This is a genomic window from Microvirga pakistanensis (assembly GCF_004458765.1).
Lineage (GTDB): Bacteria > Pseudomonadota > Alphaproteobacteria > Rhizobiales > Beijerinckiaceae > Microvirga > Microvirga pakistanensis.
On sequence record NZ_SPJX01000251.1, the window covers coordinates 17,846 to 41,519 of the forward strand.

Genomic DNA, 23,674 nt, shown 5'->3' on the forward strand with positions numbered 1-23,674 from the left:
GCGTGGACATTGCGTCCTCCTTGAAGGTCAGGTTCTGGCACATCTGAGACATTGCGGCTTGGTCTGCATGCAGCCGCTAAGCGGAAGGTCAGGAACGTCCCGGCGCCTGCAGGGCCGAACGCTCTGACTCGCATCTTCGTGTGACCTTGTCCGACACTGAGTGCAATACGATCCTCGAGTACCCCGTACTGTAAGTAAGTTACGCTCTAATCGACTGCTCACGCCTTTCTGTCGAGCATTTCCGAGAAGCTTTGAGCCATAGGGATGGTCATTGTGACGCCCAAAGGCGGGACACTTTAAGCTTGACCGACCCTAGACGCTCAGAGGACTCTGCCATCACGAAAGCTTCGTTCGAGGGGCTAGGAACGAAGCAAACCAAAGAACATGATGTCTGCACCTGATACTGTCGCACCTGCCGCTGAGCGCCTTCACAATCTTCTGGGATATGTCGAGCAAGTGGTCCGGCTGGATGAGCGGCCAGCCCTGCGGCTGTCGGAGCATCGGCTTCCTACCGGACAGACCTTTGTGCTGCACCAGCACGAACTGCATGCCATGCCTGGGGTTCGTCACGATCTGGTGGACGAGGATGGCCCGGTGTGGCTGGCTGTGGAGCGGCTCCGGCGCAGTGATCCTCCCGCACCGCCAGAACCCACAGCAGACTGGCTGGAGATCACCCCCGATCCCGAGCGGGAGCCGAAACTGCGGGACTACCTGCTTCGGACGGTGGCGGAGACGGAACGGGATGAACTCCTCGCCTCCGGAGCCGTGCGCCCGGAGGATGTGGCGGAAGCCATCAAGAAGGACGAGACCATTCCCCGCTGGGATGTGCGCCTGCGCCTGGAGGATCGCCCCGACGTCTGGAGCGCTGCCGAGACGTGGATCACCGAACAATGGTTGCCCTGGTCGGTGGCGGAACGTCCAGTTCGGCGGTCCCTAGCGCTGTATCAGCGGCTGTTTGAGGTCACCCAACTCGCCGAACTCGGAGGAGGCGACAAGTCCTTCGAGCTTGTTTGGGGTATGGGGCTCTCTCGCTGGCTCAGGGATGGCAATGAGGTCGACCTTCCTCTGGTCGAGCGTCTCGTTGAGATCGAAATCGACGATTTCGGCGGCGGTGAGATCAAGGTCAGGCCCCGGGCGGCCACAGCCGGGGTTAACATGCGCCCGTTCGAAGAACTCGGTGTCGAAGGGGCTTCTCTGGCGTTAGACGCGTCTCGTCGGGCGATCGCGGCCGTCGATGCCGATGAGGGTGTCTCGCCTTATCGGCGCGAGGGATTCGAGCCTATCCTTCGTGCCTGTCAGGCCCGTCTGGATGCCGAAGGCGTGTATTTGCCCGATCGCCAGGCATTGGCACCCGATCAGCCTGTCCCTTCGGCCGGCGAGCACCTGACCGTCTCGGACCGTTGGGTTCTGTTTGCCCGGAGACGGTCCGACAGCTTCATCCTGGCCGATCTTGAGAACCTGAAGAAGTCGGTCGAGAAGGCCGCCGAGGAAGGCACTCTGCCGGGCCCGGCTCAGACCCTTGTGATGGGGCCTTCCTCCGAGCAGCCGAACGATATCTGGGCTCCACTGGGAAATCGCGTCGGCGAGACCATGGGCGGGACAGCCGAGGCAGCGCCCCAGGCCGAGGCGACGGACCTCTTCTTCCCCAAGCCCTTCAACGATGACCAGATCGAGATCGTGCGCCGTCTGGAAGGCACCGATGGCATCGTTGTGCAGGGTCCGCCCGGCACGGGCAAGACGCATACGATCTCCAACATCATCTGCCACTACATGGCCACGGGCCGGCGGGTCCTGGTCGTGTCGCATGGCGAGCCTGCCCTTGCGGTCCTGCGGAACCAGCTGCCCGAAGGGGTTCGGGATCTCGCGATCAGTATTACGGCCACGGAGCGAGAAGGATTTAAGCAACTCGAGACGGCTGTGCGCCTCCTGCAGTCAGTGGTGGAGAGTATCAAGCCCAGCGAGCAATCGCGTCTGATCCGGGACCTAGAAGCCTCTGTTGTTGGCCTCCGGACCCGACTTGAGGCGGTCGATAAGGAGATCGAGCGCTTCGCCCTGCTGCAGCTCGCCCCGACAGCGGCTGGTGAGCGGCCGGCGGAGCTTGCAAAGCGGATTGTCTCCTCGGCAGAGCAATACAGGTGGTTCGAGGATCGCCCGGAGCAGTCCGCGCAGGATGCTGGTCTGTCAGACGATGAGATCTCCGCTCTTCGAGCGGCCCGTTTGACCCTCGGTTCCCGTCTCGAGTACCTGGATGCGGTGCTCCCGTCGGTTGAGGATCTACCCGACGGGGAGGTCATTGCCCGGCTGCATGAGGACCTCGTCCGGTCCGAGCGCTTCGCGGGGGCAGCCTCACGAGATAGCTCGCTGACGATCCGCATTGGTTCCGCTGGTGCCATTGGGCAGGCGCTGCGAGGAGCCGAAGCCCTTGAGACCCTCCAGCGTGTTCAAGCGATTACCAAGGCCAATTCCTGGCTTGAGCCGGTGGCTCAGCATGCGATCGCTGACGAGCGGGGAGTTGGCGCTCTCGATCTGCTCCTGCGGTTCGTGGAAGACGCAAAGCCGATTGTCGAGGAGCGGAAGCGCTACCTGGCCCAGCCGGTGGAACTGCCTGATACCTTCGAGCCAGCAGCCGCTGAGGCGACCACGTTGATCGGTCGCCTCGCCAACGGCGAGGAGGTCTTTGGCTTCTTTGCCTTTCGCGAGAAAGCCCTCCGGCCGGTTGTGCAGGCCATTAAGGTGCAAGGGCGCGTGCCGGCTGCTCGGGAGGACTGGGATCACATTCGCCAATACCTCGTCTGGCGGGAGCAGATCACTTCACTGAGCGTCCGGTGGCGGGCGCTGGCCGAGGAGATTGGCGCTCCGTCTGCAGGGTCGGCGCGGGAAATCGAGCAACTCGTCAGCCTCCTTGATGCCGTCCTCGTGGAGGGGGCTGGCGCCATGCGCACGCTTGAGGATGTCTTCGGCCAGGTCGTACCTGGGGCGAGCGCGCCCCGGGATCTGTGGCGCGATCCTGGCCGGATGACAAACGTCGAGGAAGCGCTTCGAAATGCGGCCGCCTCCGCACAGCTCGCTGCCGCGGGCGTTGAAGTGTCCCGGCTCGAGGCGCTTTTCTCGGATGCATCAGGCAAGATCGGAAAACTGGCTCGCGACCTGCTGGGCGAGGCTATTGGCCGATCCAATATCGGGACAGAGACCGTTGCCCGCCTCTGGGGTGCCTTGAGGCGCCAAATCGATGATCTGAATCAGCATAAGAACCATTTGGGGCTTGCCCGCACCGTCACAGACCGGATCCGCGAAGCAGGGGCTCCTCTCTGGAGCCGGCGTCTGGCCATAGAACCAGTCGAAGGTGAGACGGATGCCTTGATCCCTGTCGACTGGCGTGAGGCATGGGATTGGGCGGCAGCCTCGGCCTACCTGGCGCGGATCGATGACCGGGATCGGCTGCGTAGCCTGGCCGAGGAACGGGTCCGCCTTGATGCTGAAATTCGGAAAACCTTTAAGCGGGTGGTGCGCGAGCGAACCTTCTATGAGCTTGGTCGGTCCATGTCTGGGCCGGTGCGCTCTGCCCTGATGATGTTCGCCACAGCCCTCCGTAGGACCGGTAAGGGCACCGGCAAGGGAGCCGTCCGGCATCGCCGCGACGCCCGTAGCGCTATGGCGCAGTGCTACGACGCCATTCCGTGCTGGATCATGCCGACATGGCGCGTTGCGGAGCAGTTGCCTGGCGAGGTCGGCTCATTCGACCTCGTCATTATGGACGAGGCCTCTCAATCGGACATCCGTGAGGTGCCGGCACTCCTTCGCGGCAAGAAGATCCTCGTGGTCGGCGACGACAAGCAGGTGAGCCCGACGGCTGCCTTTATCGAGAACGCGAAGATTGACCGCCTTGAGAACGGCTTCCTCAAAGGGCAGCCCTTTAAGACGCTTCTGCTTCCGGGAGCCTCGCTCTACGACCTCGCCAAGGTCATGTTCCCAGACAAGCTGGTCATGCTCAAGGAGCACTTCAGGTGCGTTGAACCGATTATCCGGTTCTCCATGCAGTTCTACCCTGAGCCTCTGGTGCCGTTGCGCGTGCCGACGGCGCATGAGCGGCTCGATCCGCCGCTCGTCGACATCTACGTGCCGGACGGGCGCCGCCAGGGGGATAAGCAGAACCCGCGGGAGGCGGAGGTGATCGTCAGTGAGATCCGCAAGATTGTTGAGGATCCCGCCCTTGCTCGTATCGAGGCCCAGGATCGCTGGCGCAGCATCGGTGTGGTGTCGCTGATTGGAGCGAAGCAGGCTGCCCTCATTAACCGCACGCTTCTCGATAAGCTCGGGGAAGATCTGATGATGCGCCACCGGATCGCCTGCGGTGACAGTGCTACCTTCCAGGGCAACGAGCGCGATATCGTCTTCCTGTCCATGATCGCTGATCCCAACAGCAAGCAGGCTCAGACGGCAGCCCAGTTCGAGCAGCGCTTCAACGTGGCGCTCTCACGTGCCCGCGACCGTCTCGTGCTCGTCCGCTCGGTCCGCGAGGAGGAACTCAAACCTGAGGACCTGAAGGCGCGTGTGATCCGTCACTTCCGTGATCCGATGGCCGGTGCGGCCACGCCCACGGGCGACCTTGAGGCCATGTGCGAGTCGGACTTCGAGCGTGAGGTGCTACGGCGTCTTCTGGAGCGCGGGTATCGGGTGACTCCGCAGGTCGGCGCCATGGGGTACCGCATCGACCTTGTCGTCGAGGGAGCCAACGGGCGGCGCCTAGCCATCGAATGTGACGGGGATCAGTATCATGGTCCGGAGCGCTGGGCGGACGACATGCGCCGTCAGCGCATTCTCGAACGGGTTGGTTGGCGCTTCTGGCGCTGCTGGGCGTCGAGTTTCACGCTCGATCCGAATGGTTGCATGGATGATCTGTTTGCGACACTCGAGCGCCACGGGATTGAGCCTTCCAATGGTGTGATAAGTCATAGGGTTTTCACCGCCCATATTACCTTGCCGTCGAGACTGGCTGATGCAGGGGCTGGCGATTCAGAGAAATCTGAAGAGCAGGTCGAACCTCAAGTTCAGGAGTACAATGGGGCAAGTCTCAACGATGTAGAGAAGCCAATTGGTTCCTCCACTGGGATCCGTGCTGGTGACCGAGTTGTCATCAGATACCTCGACGATAACAAGACGGCGACATTCACATTGAGCCCAATCCGGGACGATCTGACGAACGGCTTCCTTGCAGCGCACTCGCCGCTAGGCAAAGAATTGATCGGTCTGACAGAGGAAGACGAGGTCGAGTTTGAGGTGGATGGCCGACTGAGACGTGTCCTCGTGGTGCGAACTGAGAAAACAATTGTTGCTCAGTAGCAGGCAAAGCTAGGAGCTTCTATTCGCACATGATCAAGGGAAATGACGCAACCCGGACGAGGCGCTAAGGAAATTAAGATCGAAGCCCCTTCCAAGCGGAATGCGCTAGCGATGTTCGGAAGTGATCCACCTGTTCACCCAAAGGCTCAAAGTATGCAGTGGGTTCGACATAGCATCACAGGTATCCGCCGCACGCTAAAGAGCAAGGGTTAGCCTACATAAGGTCGGTGCGGATATGAATAGGGCCGCGGCAGTCGGGTAGACTAGCCTTGCTTCTATGCCTTAAGCAAGGCTGGCGTCTGTAGTAGCGCGACTTGGCAGGTCTAGACTGGGAAAGCTCGCTTATGGATCCTTTGACCTCGGAAGAAAAGCAATCAGCGACGTCAACTGAGCTAACAGGCGGAGCCGGCTTTACCTACGAAGACTCAGTGGTCGCCTATCATCTGGCCGCGTTGTTGCGAGAGGAGCGCATTGCCGGACTGAATGGCATCGTGAAGACGGTGGCGGTTCAGCAGGAGGGGCACGGCGACCCCATGGACGACATTATCGTCGAGCTTGACGATGCCGGCTTGCCACGGAGGCTGAGCCTCCAGGCAAAACGTACGATCCAGATTAGCGCCGCCAATGATGCCTTCCGCGACATCCTCGCGCGCGCCGTCGCGACCCGCGCAACTGATCGCTTCAATGGCGACTTCGATGCCTATGGCTTCGTCGTCGAGAATGTCGCCATCGGGCGTTTCCGGACGCTGAACCGGCTGATCGACTGGGCCAAAAGCAGTCCTTCCGGTGATGATTTTGCGCAGCGATTCGCTCCTGGAGGCGCTGCGGCCGCTGCCGAGCGATCCCTGCGTGAGGAACTGGCCCCGCTTCTTGGGGCCCAATCCCCTGATGAGGAGCGCAAGTTCTATGCCCATTTCGTGGCGCTGCACCTCGCTGGCACGGCTGAAGGGGGTATCTTTGGAACGGAGATAGCCAACCGCCTCCAGGAGCTTGTTGCAGCCAACGAGGATGGCCAAGACCTTTTGCTTTTCGACCGTCTCCGCCGCATTGCGCGCGATGGCGCCGGCACCGCCCGCAAGTGGACGCGGCAGACGCTGCTGAGCGAACTCCGTGGTGCCGTACGGCTCAAAGTCGCTCCGAACTACCGGCGCGATATCGATCTCTTGCAGGCGCTTTCAGGTGACTGGATGGCAGATGTGTCCGAAGAGATCGAGGGCTTTCGCGTCGAACGCCCCACTCTGGAAAGAAGCATCAGGGACCGCTTGGCCGAGTGCCGTCTCGTCAACCTTAGCGGCCTTCCAGGGTGCGGCAAATCCGCGATACTCAAACGGATCGCCAGAATCGAGGGATCCAAAGGGTCGATTCTCTTCCTGAAGTCCGACCGCCTTGAGGGAACCAGTTGGTTGACCTTCGCGGCCGCCCTCGGACTCCAGCACCGCAGGGTTGCCGATCTCCTGGCCGAGATCAGCGTGACGGGGACGCCGGTCCTGTTCATCGATGGCATCGACCGCATCAGGCCCGATCAGAAAGGCATTGTCACCGATATTCTCCGAGCAATCGAGGAAAACGAACAGCTTGCACACTGGAAGGTCCTGGCGACCTCGCGCGACCGAGGGCTTGAGCCGTACCGGGCGTGGTTTCCGGCAAGCTTCTATCGGGGAACCGGCATCGGGGACGTTCCCGTCGAGAGCTTCTCAGACGAGGAGGCTGAGGCTTTAGCGCGGCAACAGCCTAATCTGAGGCGGTTGCTCTTCGGCCCGGCAGGCGTCCGCGAGATCGCTCGGCGACCGTTCTTCGCAGCTGTGCTCGCGCGAAGTTTCCCAGACGACTTGACAACACCGCAGACCGAGGTCGACCTCATCTCGGCCTGGTGGGCGCGTGCCGGCCATGATGCACCGGAAGAAGCGGTGCCGCAACGGCAAAGGGCGCTGTTGGACCTAGCCGAAACGGGCGTGCGCAATCTCGGAAAGAGCATCCCAGCCCGCCCGCTCAAGGATGCCACGGTAGCCCAGATCGCCGCTTTGAAGGCCGATCACGTCATCCGCGTCCACGATGCCGGCGCGGCATACTCCTTCACGCATGACATCTTCTTCGAGTGGGCGTTCTTCCGGCTGCTCATCGACCTTGGTGACGACTGGACGAGCGCCCTGATCGGCGCGGGCGAGCCGCCGTTGCTCGGCCGCGTGGTTGGACTACTCGCGCAAAACGCTCTCGCGTCGCCGGGCAGATGGTCGGCGGGCTACCGGGACCTTGAGCGTCAGCCACTGCGCACGCAGTGGCTACGGGAGTGGCTGACGGCTCCACCGCTCACACCAGCCTTCGTCCAACGCCATGAGGAGTTCCAGGCGCTCCTCGCCGAGAACGATTATGCGCTGCTTGAGAAGCTGCTTGTCTGGTTCCAAGCCCAGCACACGATCCCCAGCCCAGCCATCCTCCAAGGTGATGCTGGCATGGACGGTGTGGATCGCCTCAGTTTGGCCGACAGGCTTGGCTGGCCATCGGACTTCGAGGGCTGGGGCCGGCTCCTGGATTGGCTGCTGTCGATCGCCTCGATCCTGCCCGCTCGATTGCAGCCTATCGTGGTTGAAGTCTTCGGTGTCTGGCAGAACGTTTTCGCGGACCTCCAGAACCCGCGCTCCGCAGCCCTCATCTATGTGTGCTCCAACTGGCTAGTTGAGTTAGAGAGCGTCGAGTACTCCGAAAAACTCACTTTTAAGCATGGCCGGTGGGAGAGCCTCGGCTCCGAGGCACGGTCGCGCCTCGCAATTGGCCTGCGTACGATCATCATGCGGTCCGCACGTTCCTATCCTGCACCGGCGATCGCGCTTTTCGAACGCGCAGCAAACAACGAGCGCATGCGACGGGAAGCCTATGGTGACCTGATGGCGTTCACGCCAATCATGGCAGAAGTGGCTCCGACGGCAGTGGTTGCCGTCGCGAAAGCGGAATTGATCGAAGAGCTCCCGCAGGATCGGCTTGACCGTGAAGAGCGCGAGTATCGAGAACATGTGGAATGGCTCGAACAGCTTCGCGCCATTCCGGAGCAAGACCGGACGATGAAGCAAATCCTTGCTCTGCAGGGTCCGCACTTCCCGATCAAGGGACGCAACCGGATTGATCTCGACGACATTGGGATCGACCGCCATAGCTTCTACTACCATCCGACATCACCCCTTCACGAGCCGTTTGCCGGCCTCTTCGCCAAAAGACCCGAGGCCGCGCTCGCGCTGATCCACGATCTCGCTAACCATGCGACCAAGGGCTGGCGCCAAGTTCAGCTCCTCAACCGTGACAGCATGGGGACGCCGGTTCCCGTGATCCTTGAGTTTCCCTGGGGTAAGCAGGAGTTCTGGGGCGACTGGCATGTTTACAGCTGGTTCCTCGGGTATCTCGCACCCAATCCGCTTGAGTGCGCTTTCCTATCCCTTAGTTACTGGGCATTCAGACAGCTCGAGGCCAACCGGCCGACGGACGAGGTGATCCGCGCCGTTGTCGAAGGGAGCGAATGCTATGCGGTCCTCGGGCTCGCGCTCGCTCTAGCGCTTGAGACATACGATACGTCCGAGACGACACTTCCAATCGTGGCCTGTCAGCGCCTCTGGCACCACGATTTGGCCCGTGTCGCGCAAGAGCCGACGCGGGACGTCGACTTGTTCGGTTTCGGATTTCTGTCGCGCCTGACCGGACAGAAGGCCAAAGCGAAGGAGTTCCTCGACACCCGGCGGAGTCGCAGGCGCGATGTTCGTGAGCTTGCGATGCAATTTGCTCTGACCGCGGACCATGGCCTGCAGCGGCGCTTCAAGGAGGCCCTGGCCGGTTTTCCGCGTGATCTGCCCTACGAGGTCGAAGAGGCACGGACGAGTGCCCGCACCGCGGCATCGCTGAAAGAGTCTGCGGAGCGATGGGCGGGCCTCGGCGACGTTCGGAACTACCGCCAGCATCGAACTGTCGCGGACGAAGCCCTGATCACCTATGAGCCGCCTGTCCCACTGACGCCGGCGCAGGAAAAGCGCTTGGAGGAGAGCACCGCCACGTTGCAGGAGTATAGCGTTATCGCGTGGGCCACGAAGTCGCTTCAGGAGAACGTCCTTGCCGACGGTCTGACCTTAGCCGACGCTGTGGTGTTCGCCAAAGCCCGAGACAACGCCACGATCTTGACTGAGCGGCACGAGGCAGGCACGCACTCCGCACAGACGACGATCACTGCCGTTGCCGCAGCCGTCATCCGTTTCGGTTCTGCCGCCAGCGCGGACTACGAGTGGGCTTGGGATGTTATGGGTCGCGTCGCGATCATGGCGGAGCCAGAGGAGGCGTTTAGCCGCTCGAAGATCCCTTGGCATCCGGCCAACCACCTTGTCGCCGCGTTGGTGCATGACCGCCGATCAGGCTCGCCGCGCAGAGATTCGGTGCTCCGGCTGTTTGATCTTACGCTCCACCCGATCCATGATGTGGTGCAGCTCGCGTTTGCTGGCCTCTTTATGGACCCGGACGAGCATGTGCGGTGGGTTGCCGCCCAACTCGCCATGGAGCTCTCGTTCCATCACCGGTTCGAGATCAAGAACGGGCGTCAGGACGACGGCGCCGACCGAGAGGCGCGGGAGCAAAGCCTCGCTCGCGCGCGTGAGCGGTTGTACGAGACCGCTGACTCCTCATTGGCATCCATTCCGCCGGCTTGGGTCAAGTTGTCGGGAAAAGTGCATTATAGCCATTCTGACGAAGCCGGCTGGCACGAACCCAATCCGTTCTTTGATGCGACCTACGCAGCGCACCTGTTTCCGCTGTTCCCCGTCGAGGCATGGTGTCAATCTGATCGCTATAAGCCGATGCTGGCCGCCGCCTTGAAGGAGCTTGTAGTCTGGACTGCGGAACGGCTCATGCCGTCATGGCTTCAGGACAGGCCTCGGCGGCGATCTGATACCGATGGTTCCTTGTTGATTGAATGGAACCACGTCTTGGGCGATTTGCTCGCGCGGGCTGCGCCTTTGCTTGAAGTCGAGTTCGTGCGCAAGGAACTGCTGGCGCCGTTCCTGACAGACGACGAGGCCGGATTGGGCATCCTGGCTGAATTTGCTGACAAGATGGTAACACGGCACGTCCTTGATGCCCCGACAATTCTCCCCAATGCCTTCGACCTGCTGAATGATTGTGTCGAGCGGGTCGTCCGGGATCCCGTGTTCGATCCGGACAGCTATCGCGCCGGTCAGGTTCACGGATGGGACTTGCCAAAGCTAATCCGGGCGCTCCTGTTCGTGCCTGTCGACAAGGAGGCTCCGGGCGCCGCCCGGTTTGCCAACGGTGATTGGTCGCAAGTTCGCATAGTGATGCCGCTCGTAACCCGGTTGGTCGCCGCTACCGGTTGGTCGTCCTACGTCATGGATCAATTTCTGACGCTTTGCGAGCGGGCGGGTAGCGCGTATCCACTCGACATGTTTGCAGTCCAGGCGAACGCTGTCCTCAACTCGCTTACGACCACCAAGAGCGTCTGGACTGCAACCACGCTGCCCGCCCGTACAGCGGCGACAGTCCAGCGGCTTGCTGAAGCCAATTTTCCGCTTCGTGCCGACCAGGCACGGCAGTTGCTCCGAGTTCTTGATGCACTAATTGATCTCGGCGATCGCCGTAGCGCGGCGCTTGAGCAAGCCGAGGCATTCAGAGGGATCCAGTTGCTCTGATGTGGCGAAGTCCTCCATCGGCTTGTTGTCCGATCATTGGTGTCGACAACTGGATCGAGCAAGCACCGCGAGAGGAAGGGAGCCTCGGCGATTAGGTTGCGGTTGGATGCTATGACGTAACCCTCTGCCACGGTGTTGGAAAAGCTAAACCATAAACAAAGCAAGGCCTCTCAGTAGCTGGAGTCGCTATGTCGGGAGAAGTCGGTCTAGTTGCTTGTTGGAACCCTCCACCCGGAGCAACATCACGCGCTAACCCTAGCCATTGAGAGGGGGCTCCCTAATGGCCTCGCAGCGAGGCTCTACCACGCTACGCATGAGCTTCACGAACAGCTCTTTCCCATCGGTCCTGCTACATGTCTGAGCAGGGAATAGATCTGGCTATATCAGCGAAGCGAAACGAGAAATTGGAACTGTTGGATATGCTTTAACATCGGGGTTGCGCGCACCCGCAAGCCAGTAAGCGGGTAGACGGTCCCTAAATGGCATAACCTCCTCGGTAGCGGAGCCAACCGAGGAGGCCTATATCCTCACTTCCGCTTATGGAAGAGACGAGAGTCAGTCCAACGTCTCATCAGACGCAAACGGGAGCGGGTGCCAGAAGGTACGCGACTCGTATTCTTTACGAGCTTCCTCGAGCTCAGATTCCCAACCGGGGTTTGGCCCTTCAAGGAACCGCTCGATTAGCGGGAAAAGTGGCCAGTCCCGATTCTGAAGATAATACCAGATAGCCTCGATTTCTCGACCGCGCACTCGGGGATCGCAAAGAAGATAGTGGAACAAATCCTTTGCTATATCAGCTCCTTGGTCCATCATCTCTTGATCATGGCGATCGGCCTCACTTTCATAGTGATCCAGCTCCAGATCGACAGTTTTCGTTGTCATTAAATACATCCTTCTATGGTTGTGGCCGTATCGGCCGACTGTGGGCAGATCACGCATCTGCGTGACTACCGTTCGAGCGCACTTAAAACAGATCTTCAGACGGACATCGTCTGTGTTTCAGACGCGACATTCAGGGCTGGGGACTTCCGTAACGTAGGGAATTCTAGGGACAGTTGACCTGATGAGCAGCTTCAGATGCTGCTCGTCGCTGTACCGGTACCGTTCACTCCATTCACCATCGTCACTCTTTGAGAGAGGGAGTGAATAGAGTGAACGAGGTGTACAGGGGCGCCCGCAGATGAGTACGTCCCACGAGCCGACTTGGTGATTTCGCCTGTAGTAACAAGCCGCCGAACCAAATGCTTGACGGAGGCATGCCCAAGGCCTGACCGCTCGGCTATCTGCTTAGGACTGAGCGGTTGGTCTGCCGCCGTGAGTATTGCGATAATGGCGTTCCGCTCATCAGAGCGGTTTACGTCTGCCGCATCTCCGATGAGCTTCCAAGTTCCGGTGTTTCGCTCAAATACGAGCGCAACCTCAACTTCCTCCATGTCGCGGCCACGGCCATATAGCGTTGGACCAGTGCTGTTGCGGTCCAGGATCAGAATGCTGTCCGCCGCGCCGGCCAGCCCTGTCGTGGCTGAGATGCTGTCAAAGGGGTCAACAGCAGCTGGCTCCTTCCTAGTGTGAGTACACGCAATGATCCCGAGCTCTAACTCATCAGCGAGGGACTTGAGCGGCAGGGCGCTGTCATAATCAGCCTCGTACAGGCGAGCGCCAGACTGTGCCCTGGGGCGCACCCGGGCAAAGACGTCGACGATAATCAAGCGAGGATTATCAAGGCGACGACACCAGTCCCGGATCGCCGCTAGACCACCTTGGTCTAGAGCAGGGCAGACTGTGGCAAGGTGCAGACGTGAGGGAGCTATTTCACCCGCAAGCATGAGATTGAGCCGGGCCTGGAGCCGCCGCTCGTTGTCCTCAAGTGCTAGGAGGAGAACGTCGCCTGGCGCCGCTACCTTCTCCCCTAGAATGTTCCGGCCAGTAGCAACCGCGAGGGCGATATTCATGAGAAGCCATGACTTCCCTACCTTGGGCCGTCCACCGAGCAGGGTCAGGCCCTCAGTGATGAACCGAGGAACAACAAATCGGGCTGGCGGCATCTGCCGAATTGCGAGCTCCGCCGCAGTGAAGGTAGTCAGGGTCGGTCTTCTCGGGAGGTTGGTCATTGTGCGCCTCCTCGATTGCTTGCGCAGACGCGACCCATCGCATCAGTGGGGCTAAGAAGAGGTTGTGCATTGGCTCCGATAGTGAGGTTTGCGGCTGAGAGAGCAGCCGCAGCGAGCCGCCTGTTCGGAAAGGTGCCAAGCGTAATTTGGGCAGGCCAGCTTACCGCTGTGCAATTTCGACCATGCTCAAGAATATGGCCGAGGAGATTCCGTCCATCGTAGACAGACAGTTCCAGCGGCTCGGGGCTACGCTGCGGCGGGCGGGGATGACGAGCGGATACCATGATCTTCACGCCATCCGCTTGCGAGCGGCAAATTCCGCTTGGGTACGCTCAAACTTCTCAATCTCTGAGAGATCGTAGTACTTCCGACCGTTGATCTCGAGGGCCCTTGGGAACCCGAGCTTCTCGTCGTGTTCCCAGCGCCAGAGGGTCATCTCGGAGATGCCCCCGTAGCGGGCTCGAAGGGCCTTTCGGGTGATGTAGTGCCTATGCATCAAGGTGTTCGCTCCTGTGTTAACGGGCGAACACAGGATTGAACTACCGCATTGGAACTCTCAAAAAGCCAGTTCCAGCGATGGTTGGAAGCATCTATCTGATGCTTCCAATTTTCTGCGGCGAGAGGTCTCCGATGACATCCCGGACCGCGCGATCACTGCTTGGAAGACTGGAGTAGCCCGCATCGACCAAACGTTTGCGCACGCGTCGAGCTGTCTCTGAGATTGAAAGCTCTGGGCGCTCTCGCCAAACTTCTCGTGCAACCTTCCGTGCAGGCGCGCGCCATTCTTCGGCTCTCGCCTTACGGACACCAGCCCCGCGCTGGCGAGCTTCGGCCATATTCATTCTCGCCTTCTGCCCAGATATGGCAGGTCCCTCCCACTCTAACTTGAGCTTCAATGACGCTGCGATATGACCTAATGAGAAAGCTGCCGCTTCCGCCCCTGGTGCATTGTTGGTCTCTCTACTCAGTTCCAAATCCCAAATCGCCTGTGCAATCCGAGCCGCAAAATGCGGAGTACTGTCAGAGCCGAACTTGGCCTCAGCAATTTCGGTGAGCGGCTGGTATCGATCATCAATCAGTGATGGATAGTTATAGTAGCGGCTTGGAAGATCCTCTGCCTCATTTGTCTGAAAGAAGGCTTTGTGCAGCGCTAGAAGGCTTTCTCTAAAACAACCGTCTTCGACCCAGTGACCCGTCTCATTCTGATAATAGTTCCCAAAACAAGGGGGCAGACCATGGGTTTTGAGAACGGAAGCCGCATAAGAACGCCACTCTTCGTACCAGTTCTGGGAAGGGAGCTTGGAAAGGGTCCATACGAACCGCTTAAGCAGTTGATCAGGCTCATCGTCCGCAGAAAGCCACTTACGGTCGATCTCATCTCGCACAGTAATTCCCGTTCCGACACGGCGACGCTTAGGCTGCATAAGATGTTTCCGCAGGTTCTACTAGTTGAGGTACCCGACGGATTAGGTCAGCAACGTGATCTGCCCAGACGTTCATGGCACGGCGACGCTCATCCAAGAACTCATGACGTTGATACACCGCTACGATGCCGCCAAACGTGCCTGAGGTGTGGTTCAGAGTCTTCTCCACTACATGCAGAGAGACTCCAAGCCGAGCGCATCCCGTTGCAAAGGTCCGCCGGAGGTCGTGTAGGCGCCAGGGAGCAAGCACGCCGCCGGGATCGGAGTTCAGATACTCCGCAGCTAGATTGGAGAGCCTCTCCGCAGCCCTGGAAACGCCTGAAAAGGGTGTTGCCCCGTTCGTGGTGAATAGGAGCTGTTGTCCCTGCCCGACCCGGGGCATACCTCGGATCAGTTCCAAGGCGAGTGGTGAGAGCGGGACTACGTGCCCAGTGCCATTCTTCGCCCGCTCCCGCGGGATACTCCAGAGACGCCGCTCCAGATCAAACTCTGACCACTCCGCCTCTAGAACTTCGGAGCGGCGCTGGCCGGTCAGGATCATCAGCTGCACGGCCCGCCCAAAGGGATAACCGATGTCCTCGGCCGCCAGCCAGATCGCCCGAAGCTCCCCGTCAGCCAGTACTCGGTCTCGGGCCTCCTCTGCCGAAGGAGGTTTGAGCGAAGCCACAGGCGAGGCGTCTAAGAGTCCACGCTCGACCGCCCAGCCGAAGAAACGGCGCAGGGCCGCGACCAAGCGATTGGCCTGAATGGGAGCTCCCCGCTCCACTATGGCGTCCAGTACCGCAAGGATCTCCTGGCGGGAAATCGAGCGTAGGTCCCGATCCTGCCAAGGTGCGAGGTCTGCTTTCGTGAGCAGTCGCTCCGTCTCGGGCCATGTGCGGTTGCGCGGCTTGGCGTAGCGCTCGATGAACTCCGCTACGACGGAGCCAAAGCGCAGTTTGGTGGAAGCCTCGGCTTCCCGCTCGGCGGCTGTGCGCATGGCAGCAGGATCACGGCCCTCAGAGGCCAGGCGCAGGGCGGTACGGGCCTGCTCCCTGGCATCTCCAAGCGAGAGGCGAGGGTAGGGGCCCAGGGTAAACTTCTTGGGCTTTCCTTCAGCCCGATACCGTACGGCCCAGGACTTGGCTCCAGAGGGCTGGACCACAAGGTAGAAGCCGGGGAGGGCTCCATCGGGAAGCTCGAGGCGGCGGCTGGGGTCAGGCTTGATGTTCTCGACAGATCGAGCGGTGAGGGGAGCAGGCATCGTGTATTCCGGGTAACGCCAGGGTAACGGGAGGAGGGTGTTACCGGCTGTTATCGCCTGATACTAACGAAGCTTAACAAATGCAACCAACTCCTTGCAGCGCTTGGTCGATAGCCTTTATGAATGTGATCAGACGTTAGGTGCTGATCAGGGCTAGGAACTGACTTTTAATCAGAGGGTCCTGGGTTCGAGTCCCAGCGCGCTCACCATACTTCCCAAGAGGTTAGCTCCTGAGTGGCCAGCCGGCAGGCCGCAGATCTCAATCCTGGTAATCACATAGTAAGCACCGGGAGCACTTTGGTGCTGCAGGGCTCGTTTAAGCCCATGGACGTCATGGCTAAGGCTGTCGATAGCTATGGTTCGAGCAATTGCACTGTAGCTGTACGAGAACCCAAGGCTAAACTGGATGGCGGTTTTGAGCCTCTAAACGGACTCTGGCGCGATTGTCTGTGGGGGCCGAGTTTGACCCACAACTGACCTTTGTTTCATTCTGCTCCAGGCGTTCGAGCCTCTTTTGCGGTGAACCAACTATTAGGCGCAGACGAGATTTGTAACCTGCCTCAACCCTCGAGGCGATCTAACGAGACGCGCCATCTTTACTATTCCGACCTGAGCGGCGCCGGGCGTCAGCAGGGCGAAAAACAGGCTCCCCTGCGTTCGGTTGCGTACGTAACGATTGAGAACTGCTCCAGGCAGTGCTACCGCGGCCCCATCGCAGCCGGGACGGTCGAGTTCGACGACGAGATCGCGAGCGGCTGGCCGCTCGTTCCGGACTTGCGCTCACAAAAGGGGGAGCGGCCGGAACTCCGCTGCCTCTCAATAGGCAATCGCCGGTGCCTTGCACAGATAGGCTTGGTCCGTTGTGCTTGCCGCAACATGAAGTGGGCGACGTCCGCCCGCGTGATGTGGGTTCCATTGGCAGGAATGCCATCAACAGCGATCCGATACCGTCTAGTTGGTACGCCATTGGTCAGCGGCAGGGGGCGCACTGCAATCCACTCCGGCACATGTTCCTGGATTATGTCCAATGCCTGTCGGTGGTCGTCCAACGTGTGGCGGAGAACTCGCTTGGCGAGGAACAGGAGCGCCACTTCCCGAATGTCCGTTGCCGTCTCAACCAAGACGCCGAAGTTCGACAGAAAGATGAGGCGCCGTACCCGTTGCAACCGCATTCCCCGCACGATGTTGCGGGCAGCTGTCGAGTACAGGTCGGTCCTTCCCCGGGTGTCCGCCGTAACCTTATGACCCTCCGACAGGGCTCTCTCGACGAGGCAGCGCCCCACACCTCCACTCGCGCCGAAAACGATGATGTTCATGAATGTCTGCCCTTCGGGCCTGAGAGAGCAGATCCCATCCCTTGAAACAGCATGACCATTCGATCTCACCTTGCCGAGGTCACAGGAGCAGCTTCGTATGTCATGCCGCTCCCGATTCTACCTGTAATGTTTGCACCATCTGCCCAAACGGGGGGTGACCAAGCGCACGGATCGGGGGTGTCTCGTGCCGTATAACCGCTGCCGAAGCGAGGACCACCCACCGTGCGCAGTTGCACTCAACCATTCGGGGGCTCGATGTCCGCGTCGTCAATTATCGCCAAGCCGGGTTTGCCGCCCATCGCGGCGGGTGGAGAAACCTTGGTCATCCATGAGTGGACCGACTCCGGACCGTCCTACCTGCACATTCACCGTTCAGATGACGAAGCCTGGCACGTACTCGAAGGAAACCTCCGCTTCAGGTTCGAGGACGGCGAGGTCGACGCCCCCGCAGGGACCACGGTCTTCGTGCCGGCAGGGCTCGCCCACACCTATAGGGTCACGGAGCCGAGCCGCTACCTGATCGTGCTCACCCCGCGGCTGGATCGGCTCATCGCTCGATTACGCCGGCTGACGGATCAAGGCCAACTGCGGGATACGCTGGCGGAATTCGACACCATAATGGTGAACTGACTCACCTGCTGTTTCCAACCGCTGAGAGCACTCCTTGCCAATTCCCGGCGAACGCCTCAGCGCCATATGCCGAACCTGTTCCCCATGAGGAACGAGTGTATGCCCGAATGCATGACCTGACCGTAAGGAGCCGATACCCAGGGCTGGTTGCTCCTCATCGGAAGGTCATTCATGCGAACGAGCGGCCTGCCCAGGATCCGCATCTGACCAGCATCGGCGCAAAAGATCGATCCACCCGGCGACTACTTCGATGGACGCAGAGCCTGGGGAGGCGCGGTCGAGGTTTTGGAAGCGGCGAGCGCCAACATTGCGATGGCAGTGCTCGAGGTGTGCTCCGAAGCTCCTAAGGACGTCCTGGTGGCTGCTCCGGCGGGAATCGGTCCTCGTGAACGAGTGCCACGGCCTGCGCGAGGCCATCTCGCACCTCAAAGCCGATCCAATGGCCGTCCAAAAGGTGGATTTGTCTGGCACAGGCCAGGAAATAGCTTCCGGACTAGGCATCGGTCGCGGTCTCGATCGAGGCTGCCGAGCCACCAGCGAGCACGACATACGCGAACGCCACGACACCGGGCTTCCTGAGCCTGTTCATGGCCGCCTCCAGGTGGGAGGTAAGGCAATCCGCCGGGCGTGTCGCAATCATACGCCCGGCAGGCGGTGGCTCAAAGCGGACAAGTCCGGGTGACGGCGCCCGTCCAGGCCTTGCCGCATTCCAGGCCGGATCCCGCCAGTCAGCCCTTCACCAGAGGACAGCCACCCTCGTTGAGCGGACGGAAAGCCTGGTCGGCTGGAACTGTGGCCAAGTGCTTGTACAGGTCCCACGCACCTCTCGACTCGGCGGGTTTCTTAACCTCGAACAGGTGCATGTCATGGATCTTGCGCCCGTCTGCCCGGATGCTGCCCTTGCCGAACACGGGGTCGTCCGTGGGCATCTCCTTCATCTTGGCCATGACCTTAGCCGCATCCTTGTCCTTCAGGGCCTCAACGGCCTTAAGGTAATGAAGCGTCGCGGAGTAGACCCCGGCATGGGCCGTCGATGGCATCTTGCCTCCCATCTTCTCCGCATAGCGCTTGGACCAGGCCCGGGTTTGGTCGTTGAAGTCCCAGTAAAACGCCTCCGTCATCACCAGACCCTGCGCCACCTGGAGACCGAGCGAGTGGACGTCCGTGATGAACACCAGAAGCCCGGCGAGACTCTGGCCGCCCTGCACGACGCCGAACTCCGCCGCCTGCTTCATGGCGTTGACGAAGTCGCCACCCGCATTGGCCAGTCCGATGACCTTTGCCCCCGATGACTGCGCCTGGAGGATGAACGATGCGAAGTCCTGGCCCGGGAACGGGTGCCGGACTGTGCCGAGGACCTTGCCTCCGGCCTTGCTCACTTGGGCTGCCGCATCGCGCTCGAGCGCGTGCCCGAAGGCGTAGTCCGCAGTCAGGAAGAACCAGGTGTCGCCGCCACGCTTGACCATCGCGCTGGCCGTGCCGTTTGCGAGCGCCCAGGTGTCGTAGGTCCAGTGAATCGTGTTGGGCGAGCATTGCGTCCCGGTCAGGTCGGAGGTTCCGCCGCCCGAGCTGATCATGATCTTGTTCTTGTCACGGGTGAGGGCGTTGACAGCGAGCACCACCGAAGAGGTCGGAACGTCGAGGATGACGTCAACACCTTCCTGATCGTACCACTGCCGTGCGATGCTGGCGCCGACATCCGGCTTGTTCTGGTGATCCGCCGAGATGATGTCGACCTTTATGCCTTTGTCGACGGGCCTGAAGTCTTCGACCGCCAGACGTGCGGCGACCACCGAGCCTTGGCCCGTGAGATCGGAGTAGACTCCTGACTGGTCATTCAGGACACCCAGCTTGACGGAGACTTGTGCCTGCGCGGCGCCTGTCAGGAAAAACGCCAACACGGCGCTGCGAACGAGCCTTGCCTTCATTGCTCCCTCCCTGTTGGGACGGTGCGTCCGGTCAGCGGTTGCTTGCCATCCCGAGTATCTTTGGACGGTTGGAGCAGGTGTGTGCTGAGCCAAAGCCCGAAGCCCGACCTCCAACAGCAACAGGACGTCCAACTGCCCGTTGGCACTATAGCAGCGGTGACCCTTTGAGCGAAATCGATCCAGCCTCACGGATCTTCCTTGGCTGGGGTGACGACAGGCTTTCAGATCGGGAGTAGCGTGGTCTCGATGCTCTGACGGGCGCAGCCGGCCCATCATCGGGGAAAGTGGCATGTTCCTCAAGCTGGATCTCTGCATATGCCTTTTCCCGTTCGGCTTCGCGCCGCCCACCGAGCCCACGACATCGGCAATTCTGGACACAGTTCCGCTTAGTTCCACCTATGAGTCGGAATGTCTGCTAGCGGCACTTCGCGGAAGTAGACCAGATGTCAGCTTAGCGGCCGTCTGCAATGCCGCCACGATCTGCCCTTTACTGCGCGGCGTTCAACGGCTGAGGTTGACCTTCAACTGACTTTCACAGGTTGATTCCGCCCGTTAGCCGGCCCTCGGTCGGGATCTCGGGGCAGTGGCCGCCGTATGGCACTCTGTTGGCGGGGACGACACGTTCAACTCGAGGTTCCGTTTCGAGGTGTGGCGGCTGGGAGGCGCACCTGCCAAGATGTTCAGCGCAGCCATCTGAGTGCGGAGGGTTTCGATGACAATCCCGCAATGGGCGCTTCTCGGATTTGCCGTCTGGACGGTGCTCGTACTCTTCGGAACTGTCGGGGTTTATCGCTGGTCAAGGATCCTCACGGGACGGGTGAGGATTTCTGAATGGCAGGCCGACCGGCCCCAGGGCAGCAACTGGTACCAGCGCGCCATGCGTGCCCACATGAACTGCGTCGAGAACCTGCCGGTCTTTGGCGCGATCACCCTGTGCGCCACCGCGGTCGGTGCGGATAGCCGTCTCCTCAACTGGCTGGCTGGGGCCATTCTGGTCGCGCGCATCTGCCAGACGACGGTCCACATCGCCTTCGCGCCCTCGGATGCAGCCGCCTCGGCACGGTTCGCGTTCTTCTTCGTGCAAGCGATTTGCATGCTCACGATGGCCGTGGCCGTTGCAGCCTTGGCGGTTGGATAACGGCAGCCTCCGAGCACCGAGGATCTGCCTGTTCAGCCCATCTGGGCTCTCGCAATGTGGTGATGACGCCCGCGCCGTCTGCACCGGGCCATCTGGCAGAGTCAAGCGGTGTCCGCAGCCATCCATGGAAATGGGGAGCTGAAGGATGGCGGACTGGACGCCTTCAGCGTCGAGTTGCGCAATTGCGGGAAGAGCGTGCAGTCCCTTTGGTCTTTCCCAACTTCCAGCCCCTGACAGATCGGCTTGGGTTTTCAGCCGCACTGCCGTTGTGAATTCTGCTCCTGAAGCCATGCGGTCAGCGGCCGGAAGTATTCCACCAGCGCGTCGGCCGACAGCCCGTGGGTGCCGGTGGAGGTTCCAAGTGCGTGAAGCTCCCGACGATTACTCCCTTTTTGTCTGCCTCTGACCAACTGGCTGAGCCGGACCTCGGGATTGCAGGCGCGAAGGGGTTCCAATCCGTAATTGGCAACCGCCCGGACAGCGATGCCGAGGACCAGCCGCAGAGCGAAATTCTTGCGGTGGCGGCCGAGCGCTTAGGCCTCGCCTATCGGTACATCCCCGTGGGGGCCGGCAAAGTCACGAACCAGGATGCCAGCGTCTTTGCGCAGATGCTAAGCGACGTTGCGGCAGTGCCGGCCCGCAATGGGCGGATCGAGCCGCGAAACTCGAAGAAAATGTCAGATGGCACTCCTCGGATCAAAGAGTTCGGTCAACCCTGGCCGGCAGAGCAGACCTTTCTTGAGCGTTATGATCATTATGGTTTGACCTGAGGGGCCTGCAGTCGAACGGACTGTGCGGAGGAGTCCAGCCTGCCTTGATCAGGCTCGGACGCGGCATAGGTGGCGGGCAACAGCGTCTCGAAGCGAAAGCGGATCTTGCGGTAGCACTCGCAGGCGGCCTGCTCGAGACCAGACCGGTCGAGTACCGCAATGCCGCCGCGGTATTGCTCAATCAGGCCGCTGCCTTGCAGTCCGCGCAGGACGGTGCTGACCGTGGAGCGCTGCACGCCGAGCATCTCGGCCAGGAACTCATGGGTGAGCGGCAGGGCGTCCTCGTCCAGGCGGTCATGGGTGCTCAGCAGCCATCGGCAGCAGCGCGCCTCGACCGGATGCACCGCATTGCAGGCCACGGTGTGATATGCTTGGGCGAGCAGCGCCTCATTGTAGGCGAGCACCTGCCGTTGCAGAGCGGGGCGGGCCTGGATGGCCGCGTGCATCTGATCGAGGGGCACCCGCGAGGCAGTGCCGGGGATCTGCACGACGTAGCGCCCGAAGGCCTCCCGGCTGACGAAGGCGCTCAGCAGGCCGAACAAGCCCTCTCGCCCGAACATCGCCACTTCGGCCAGGCGGCCATCCTCCATCACATCGACCAGGGACACGATGGCATCGTGCGGGAAGTAGGTGTACCGGATCGGATCGCCTGGCTCGTACACCACGGTGCCGCGCGGCAGGATCACCGCCTCGAGATGAGGTTCAAGAAGGGCAAAGTCCTCTGGATCCAGCGCGGCGAGGAACCGGTTGGCCTGGTGGTTCGATGGCGGTCCCGGAGCCTGGAGAGAGTGACGTTGTTCCTTTGAAGGCATGATCCTCTCGCGACCAGGGGCGATCATCCGATCAACCACGGATAACGCGTGGAAAGCCAACTGGTTTGGCCGGAGAGATTCTCCACCGGAACGGGTCTTCGTCGGAGCAAGGACTTGGTCCGCGTGGATCGGCTAAGCCGACCTTCCATAGATTGCGCGAACTTCACACCCTGACTTGAAAGGATCTTTAGCTTGCGTTTGATCGACATGACCGGGTTGGCGGTTTATGGTCAAACCCGAGCCATGGTGGAGGCATGCTGCTAAGCTGCCTCCTGCAATGGCTCCGTTGCCACTCCAGACGTGGCGAGGCTGCCTGGCATGTCGAGCGATTGCGCCCCTGCTCCTTTCCGGTCGGCCTTTGTCGAGGTGAACGCCATCACGCTCCATTATCTCGACTGGGGCGGTGATGGGCCAGTGCTCGTTCTGGTTCATGGGATCGGCGACAATCCGCACGTCTTCCAGGATTTCGCAACTTGCCTGCGCGCCGACTTCCGCATCATTGCATATGCCCGGCGCGGTCACGGACGGTCGGATGCCCCGCCCGGGCCCTATGACGGCTCGATGCTGACCGAAGACCTTCACCAGCTCTTGGATGCGCTCGGCATTCAGCAGGCGCATCTGCTGGGGTGGTCCATGGGCGGCAACGAGATCACAGAACTGGCAGGCCGCTATCCGGACCGTGTCGGAGCGCTCGTTTACCTGGATGCAGCCTATGACTGGTCCACGCCCACCTTCTTGAAGGCCTTCGGCGACATTCTCGCGGTGAACAGCCCCGGAGCCGAAGACCTGCGGTCACTCGATGCATTTCGGGCGTGGCACCGTGCAGCCTGGCTGGGCGACATTCCATGGACAGAGGGGCTTGAGGCCTATCTTCAAGAGCTCGCCCGGCCCGATGCTGCCGGCACGCTGCATCCGGTACCGGACGAGGAGGCCTTCGCGGCATCATTTGCCGCGCTCGGGGCGTGGCAGCGCAACTACACGCGGGTGCAGGCACCGGCCCTTGCGCTCTACGCCAGCACGTTCTTTCCCCTTGATCACAGCGATGCCGCGCTCGCCCAGAAGCTCCGAACCTTCGAGCAGGATGTGATGGTGCCGTTCCGGCAGGCGAGCATGGAACGCTTTCGACGGGAGTTGCCGAGCCCTACGGCACTGAAGTTCGCCGGCCGGACCCATATGTCTATCGGCGTCGACCGGCTGGACGAGCTTGGCGCCGCAGTTCGTGATTTCCTGCGCGGGCCGGCACCGCGCTGAGGCCATTGTGCGAAGGCAGGCACACAGAGCATGGTGGGT

Annotated in this window: 15 protein-coding genes and 1 pseudogene; 6 read left to right on the plus strand and 10 right to left on the minus strand. The window is 60.9% G+C overall.

Translation table 11 applies throughout. The features are described from left to right. Positions 1–384: 384 nt before the first annotated feature. Positions 385–5,340 (plus strand): AAA domain-containing protein, encoded by a 4,956-nt coding sequence (locus E4K09_RS14320; protein ID WP_134498090.1) that lies wholly within the window; start codon positions 385–387, stop codon positions 5,338–5,340. A gap of 344 nt (positions 5,341–5,684) precedes the next feature. Beyond that, on the plus strand, positions 5,685–11,012 hold the full coding sequence (locus tag E4K09_RS14325; protein ID WP_193557291.1) for an AAA family ATPase: 5,328 nt from the start codon (positions 5,685–5,687) through the stop codon (positions 11,010–11,012). Positions 11,013–11,567: 555 nt separating this feature from the next. On the opposite strand, the gene E4K09_RS14330 is transcribed toward E4K09_RS14325, so the two are convergent. From E4K09_RS14330 to E4K09_RS14360, 7 genes and pseudogenes are all read right to left on the minus strand, one after another. Next, the gene (locus tag E4K09_RS14330) at positions 11,568–11,894 is read right to left on the minus strand and encodes a hypothetical protein (RefSeq protein WP_134498092.1); all 327 of its coding nucleotides are present in this window, start codon (positions 11,892–11,894) and stop codon (positions 11,568–11,570) included. Positions 11,895–12,085: 191 nt separating this feature from the next. Next, on the minus strand, positions 12,086–13,123 hold the full coding sequence (locus tag E4K09_RS14335) for an AAA family ATPase (RefSeq protein ID WP_134498094.1): 1,038 nt from the start codon (positions 13,121–13,123) through the stop codon (positions 12,086–12,088). 289 nt (positions 13,124–13,412) lie between these two features. After that, positions 13,413–13,619 (minus strand): DNA-binding protein, encoded by a 207-nt coding sequence (locus E4K09_RS14340; protein WP_134498096.1) that lies wholly within the window; start codon positions 13,617–13,619, stop codon positions 13,413–13,415. 94 nt (positions 13,620–13,713) lie between these two features. Beyond that, entirely contained in the window at positions 13,714–14,547 is an 834-nt protein-coding gene (locus E4K09_RS14345) for a hypothetical protein (RefSeq protein WP_134498098.1), read from the minus strand. Continuing rightward, the gene (locus E4K09_RS14350; protein WP_244610500.1) at positions 14,537–15,526 is read right to left on the minus strand and encodes a tyrosine-type recombinase/integrase; all 990 of its coding nucleotides are present in this window, start codon (positions 15,524–15,526) and stop codon (positions 14,537–14,539) included. Before E4K09_RS14350 ends, E4K09_RS14345 begins: the two co-directional genes overlap by 11 nt. Further along, positions 15,527–15,790, minus strand: a pseudogene (locus E4K09_RS31055) (Arm DNA-binding domain-containing protein); the annotation flags it as partial. 698 nt (positions 15,791–16,488) lie between these two features. After that, positions 16,489–17,106, minus strand: a complete 618-nt coding sequence (locus E4K09_RS14360; protein WP_134498101.1) for an NAD(P)-dependent oxidoreductase — start codon at positions 17,104–17,106, stop codon at positions 16,489–16,491. A 255-nt stretch (positions 17,107–17,361) separates the two neighbouring features. Here E4K09_RS14360 and E4K09_RS14365 point away from each other — a divergent pair, with 255 nt between their 5' ends. Continuing rightward, positions 17,362–17,736 carry a cupin domain-containing protein gene (locus E4K09_RS14365; RefSeq protein WP_134498103.1) on the plus strand — a complete coding sequence of 125 codons (375 nt, stop codon included), beginning with the start codon at positions 17,362–17,364 and terminating at the stop codon, positions 17,734–17,736. 728 nt (positions 17,737–18,464) lie between these two features. On the opposite strand, the gene E4K09_RS14370 is transcribed toward E4K09_RS14365, so the two are convergent. Continuing rightward, on the minus strand, positions 18,465–19,664 hold the full coding sequence (locus E4K09_RS14370; RefSeq protein WP_134498105.1) for an ABC transporter substrate-binding protein: 1,200 nt from the start codon (positions 19,662–19,664) through the stop codon (positions 18,465–18,467). Between the two features lie 712 nt (positions 19,665–20,376). On the opposite strand from E4K09_RS14370, the gene E4K09_RS14375 reads away from it, so the two are divergent. Beyond that, the gene (locus E4K09_RS14375; RefSeq protein WP_134498107.1) at positions 20,377–20,802 is read left to right on the plus strand and encodes an MAPEG family protein; all 426 of its coding nucleotides are present in this window, start codon (positions 20,377–20,379) and stop codon (positions 20,800–20,802) included. A gap of 251 nt (positions 20,803–21,053) precedes the next feature. Here E4K09_RS14375 and E4K09_RS31060 read toward each other — a convergent pair whose 3' ends face one another. Then, entirely contained in the window at positions 21,054–21,257 is a 204-nt protein-coding gene (locus E4K09_RS31060) for a M2 family metallopeptidase (RefSeq protein ID WP_425293847.1), read from the minus strand. Between E4K09_RS31060 and E4K09_RS14380 the strand changes: the two genes are divergently transcribed. Continuing rightward, on the plus strand, positions 21,168–21,572 hold the full coding sequence (locus E4K09_RS14380; protein ID WP_244610501.1) for a beta-lactamase hydrolase domain-containing protein: 405 nt from the start codon (positions 21,168–21,170) through the stop codon (positions 21,570–21,572). The two genes, E4K09_RS31060 and E4K09_RS14380, sit on opposite strands and share 90 nt — an antisense overlap. Here the strand turns inward: E4K09_RS14380 and E4K09_RS14385 are convergent. After that, on the minus strand, positions 21,557–22,384 hold the full coding sequence (locus E4K09_RS14385; RefSeq protein ID WP_134498111.1) for a Crp/Fnr family transcriptional regulator: 828 nt from the start codon (positions 22,382–22,384) through the stop codon (positions 21,557–21,559). The two genes, E4K09_RS14380 and E4K09_RS14385, sit on opposite strands and share 16 nt — an antisense overlap. Positions 22,385–22,702: 318 nt before the next feature. Here E4K09_RS14385 and E4K09_RS14390 point away from each other — a divergent pair, with 318 nt between their 5' ends. Then, positions 22,703–23,635 carry an alpha/beta fold hydrolase gene (locus tag E4K09_RS14390; RefSeq protein WP_134498113.1) on the plus strand — a complete coding sequence of 311 codons (933 nt, stop codon included), beginning with the start codon at positions 22,703–22,705 and terminating at the stop codon, positions 23,633–23,635. Positions 23,636–23,674: the final 39 nt, after the last annotated feature.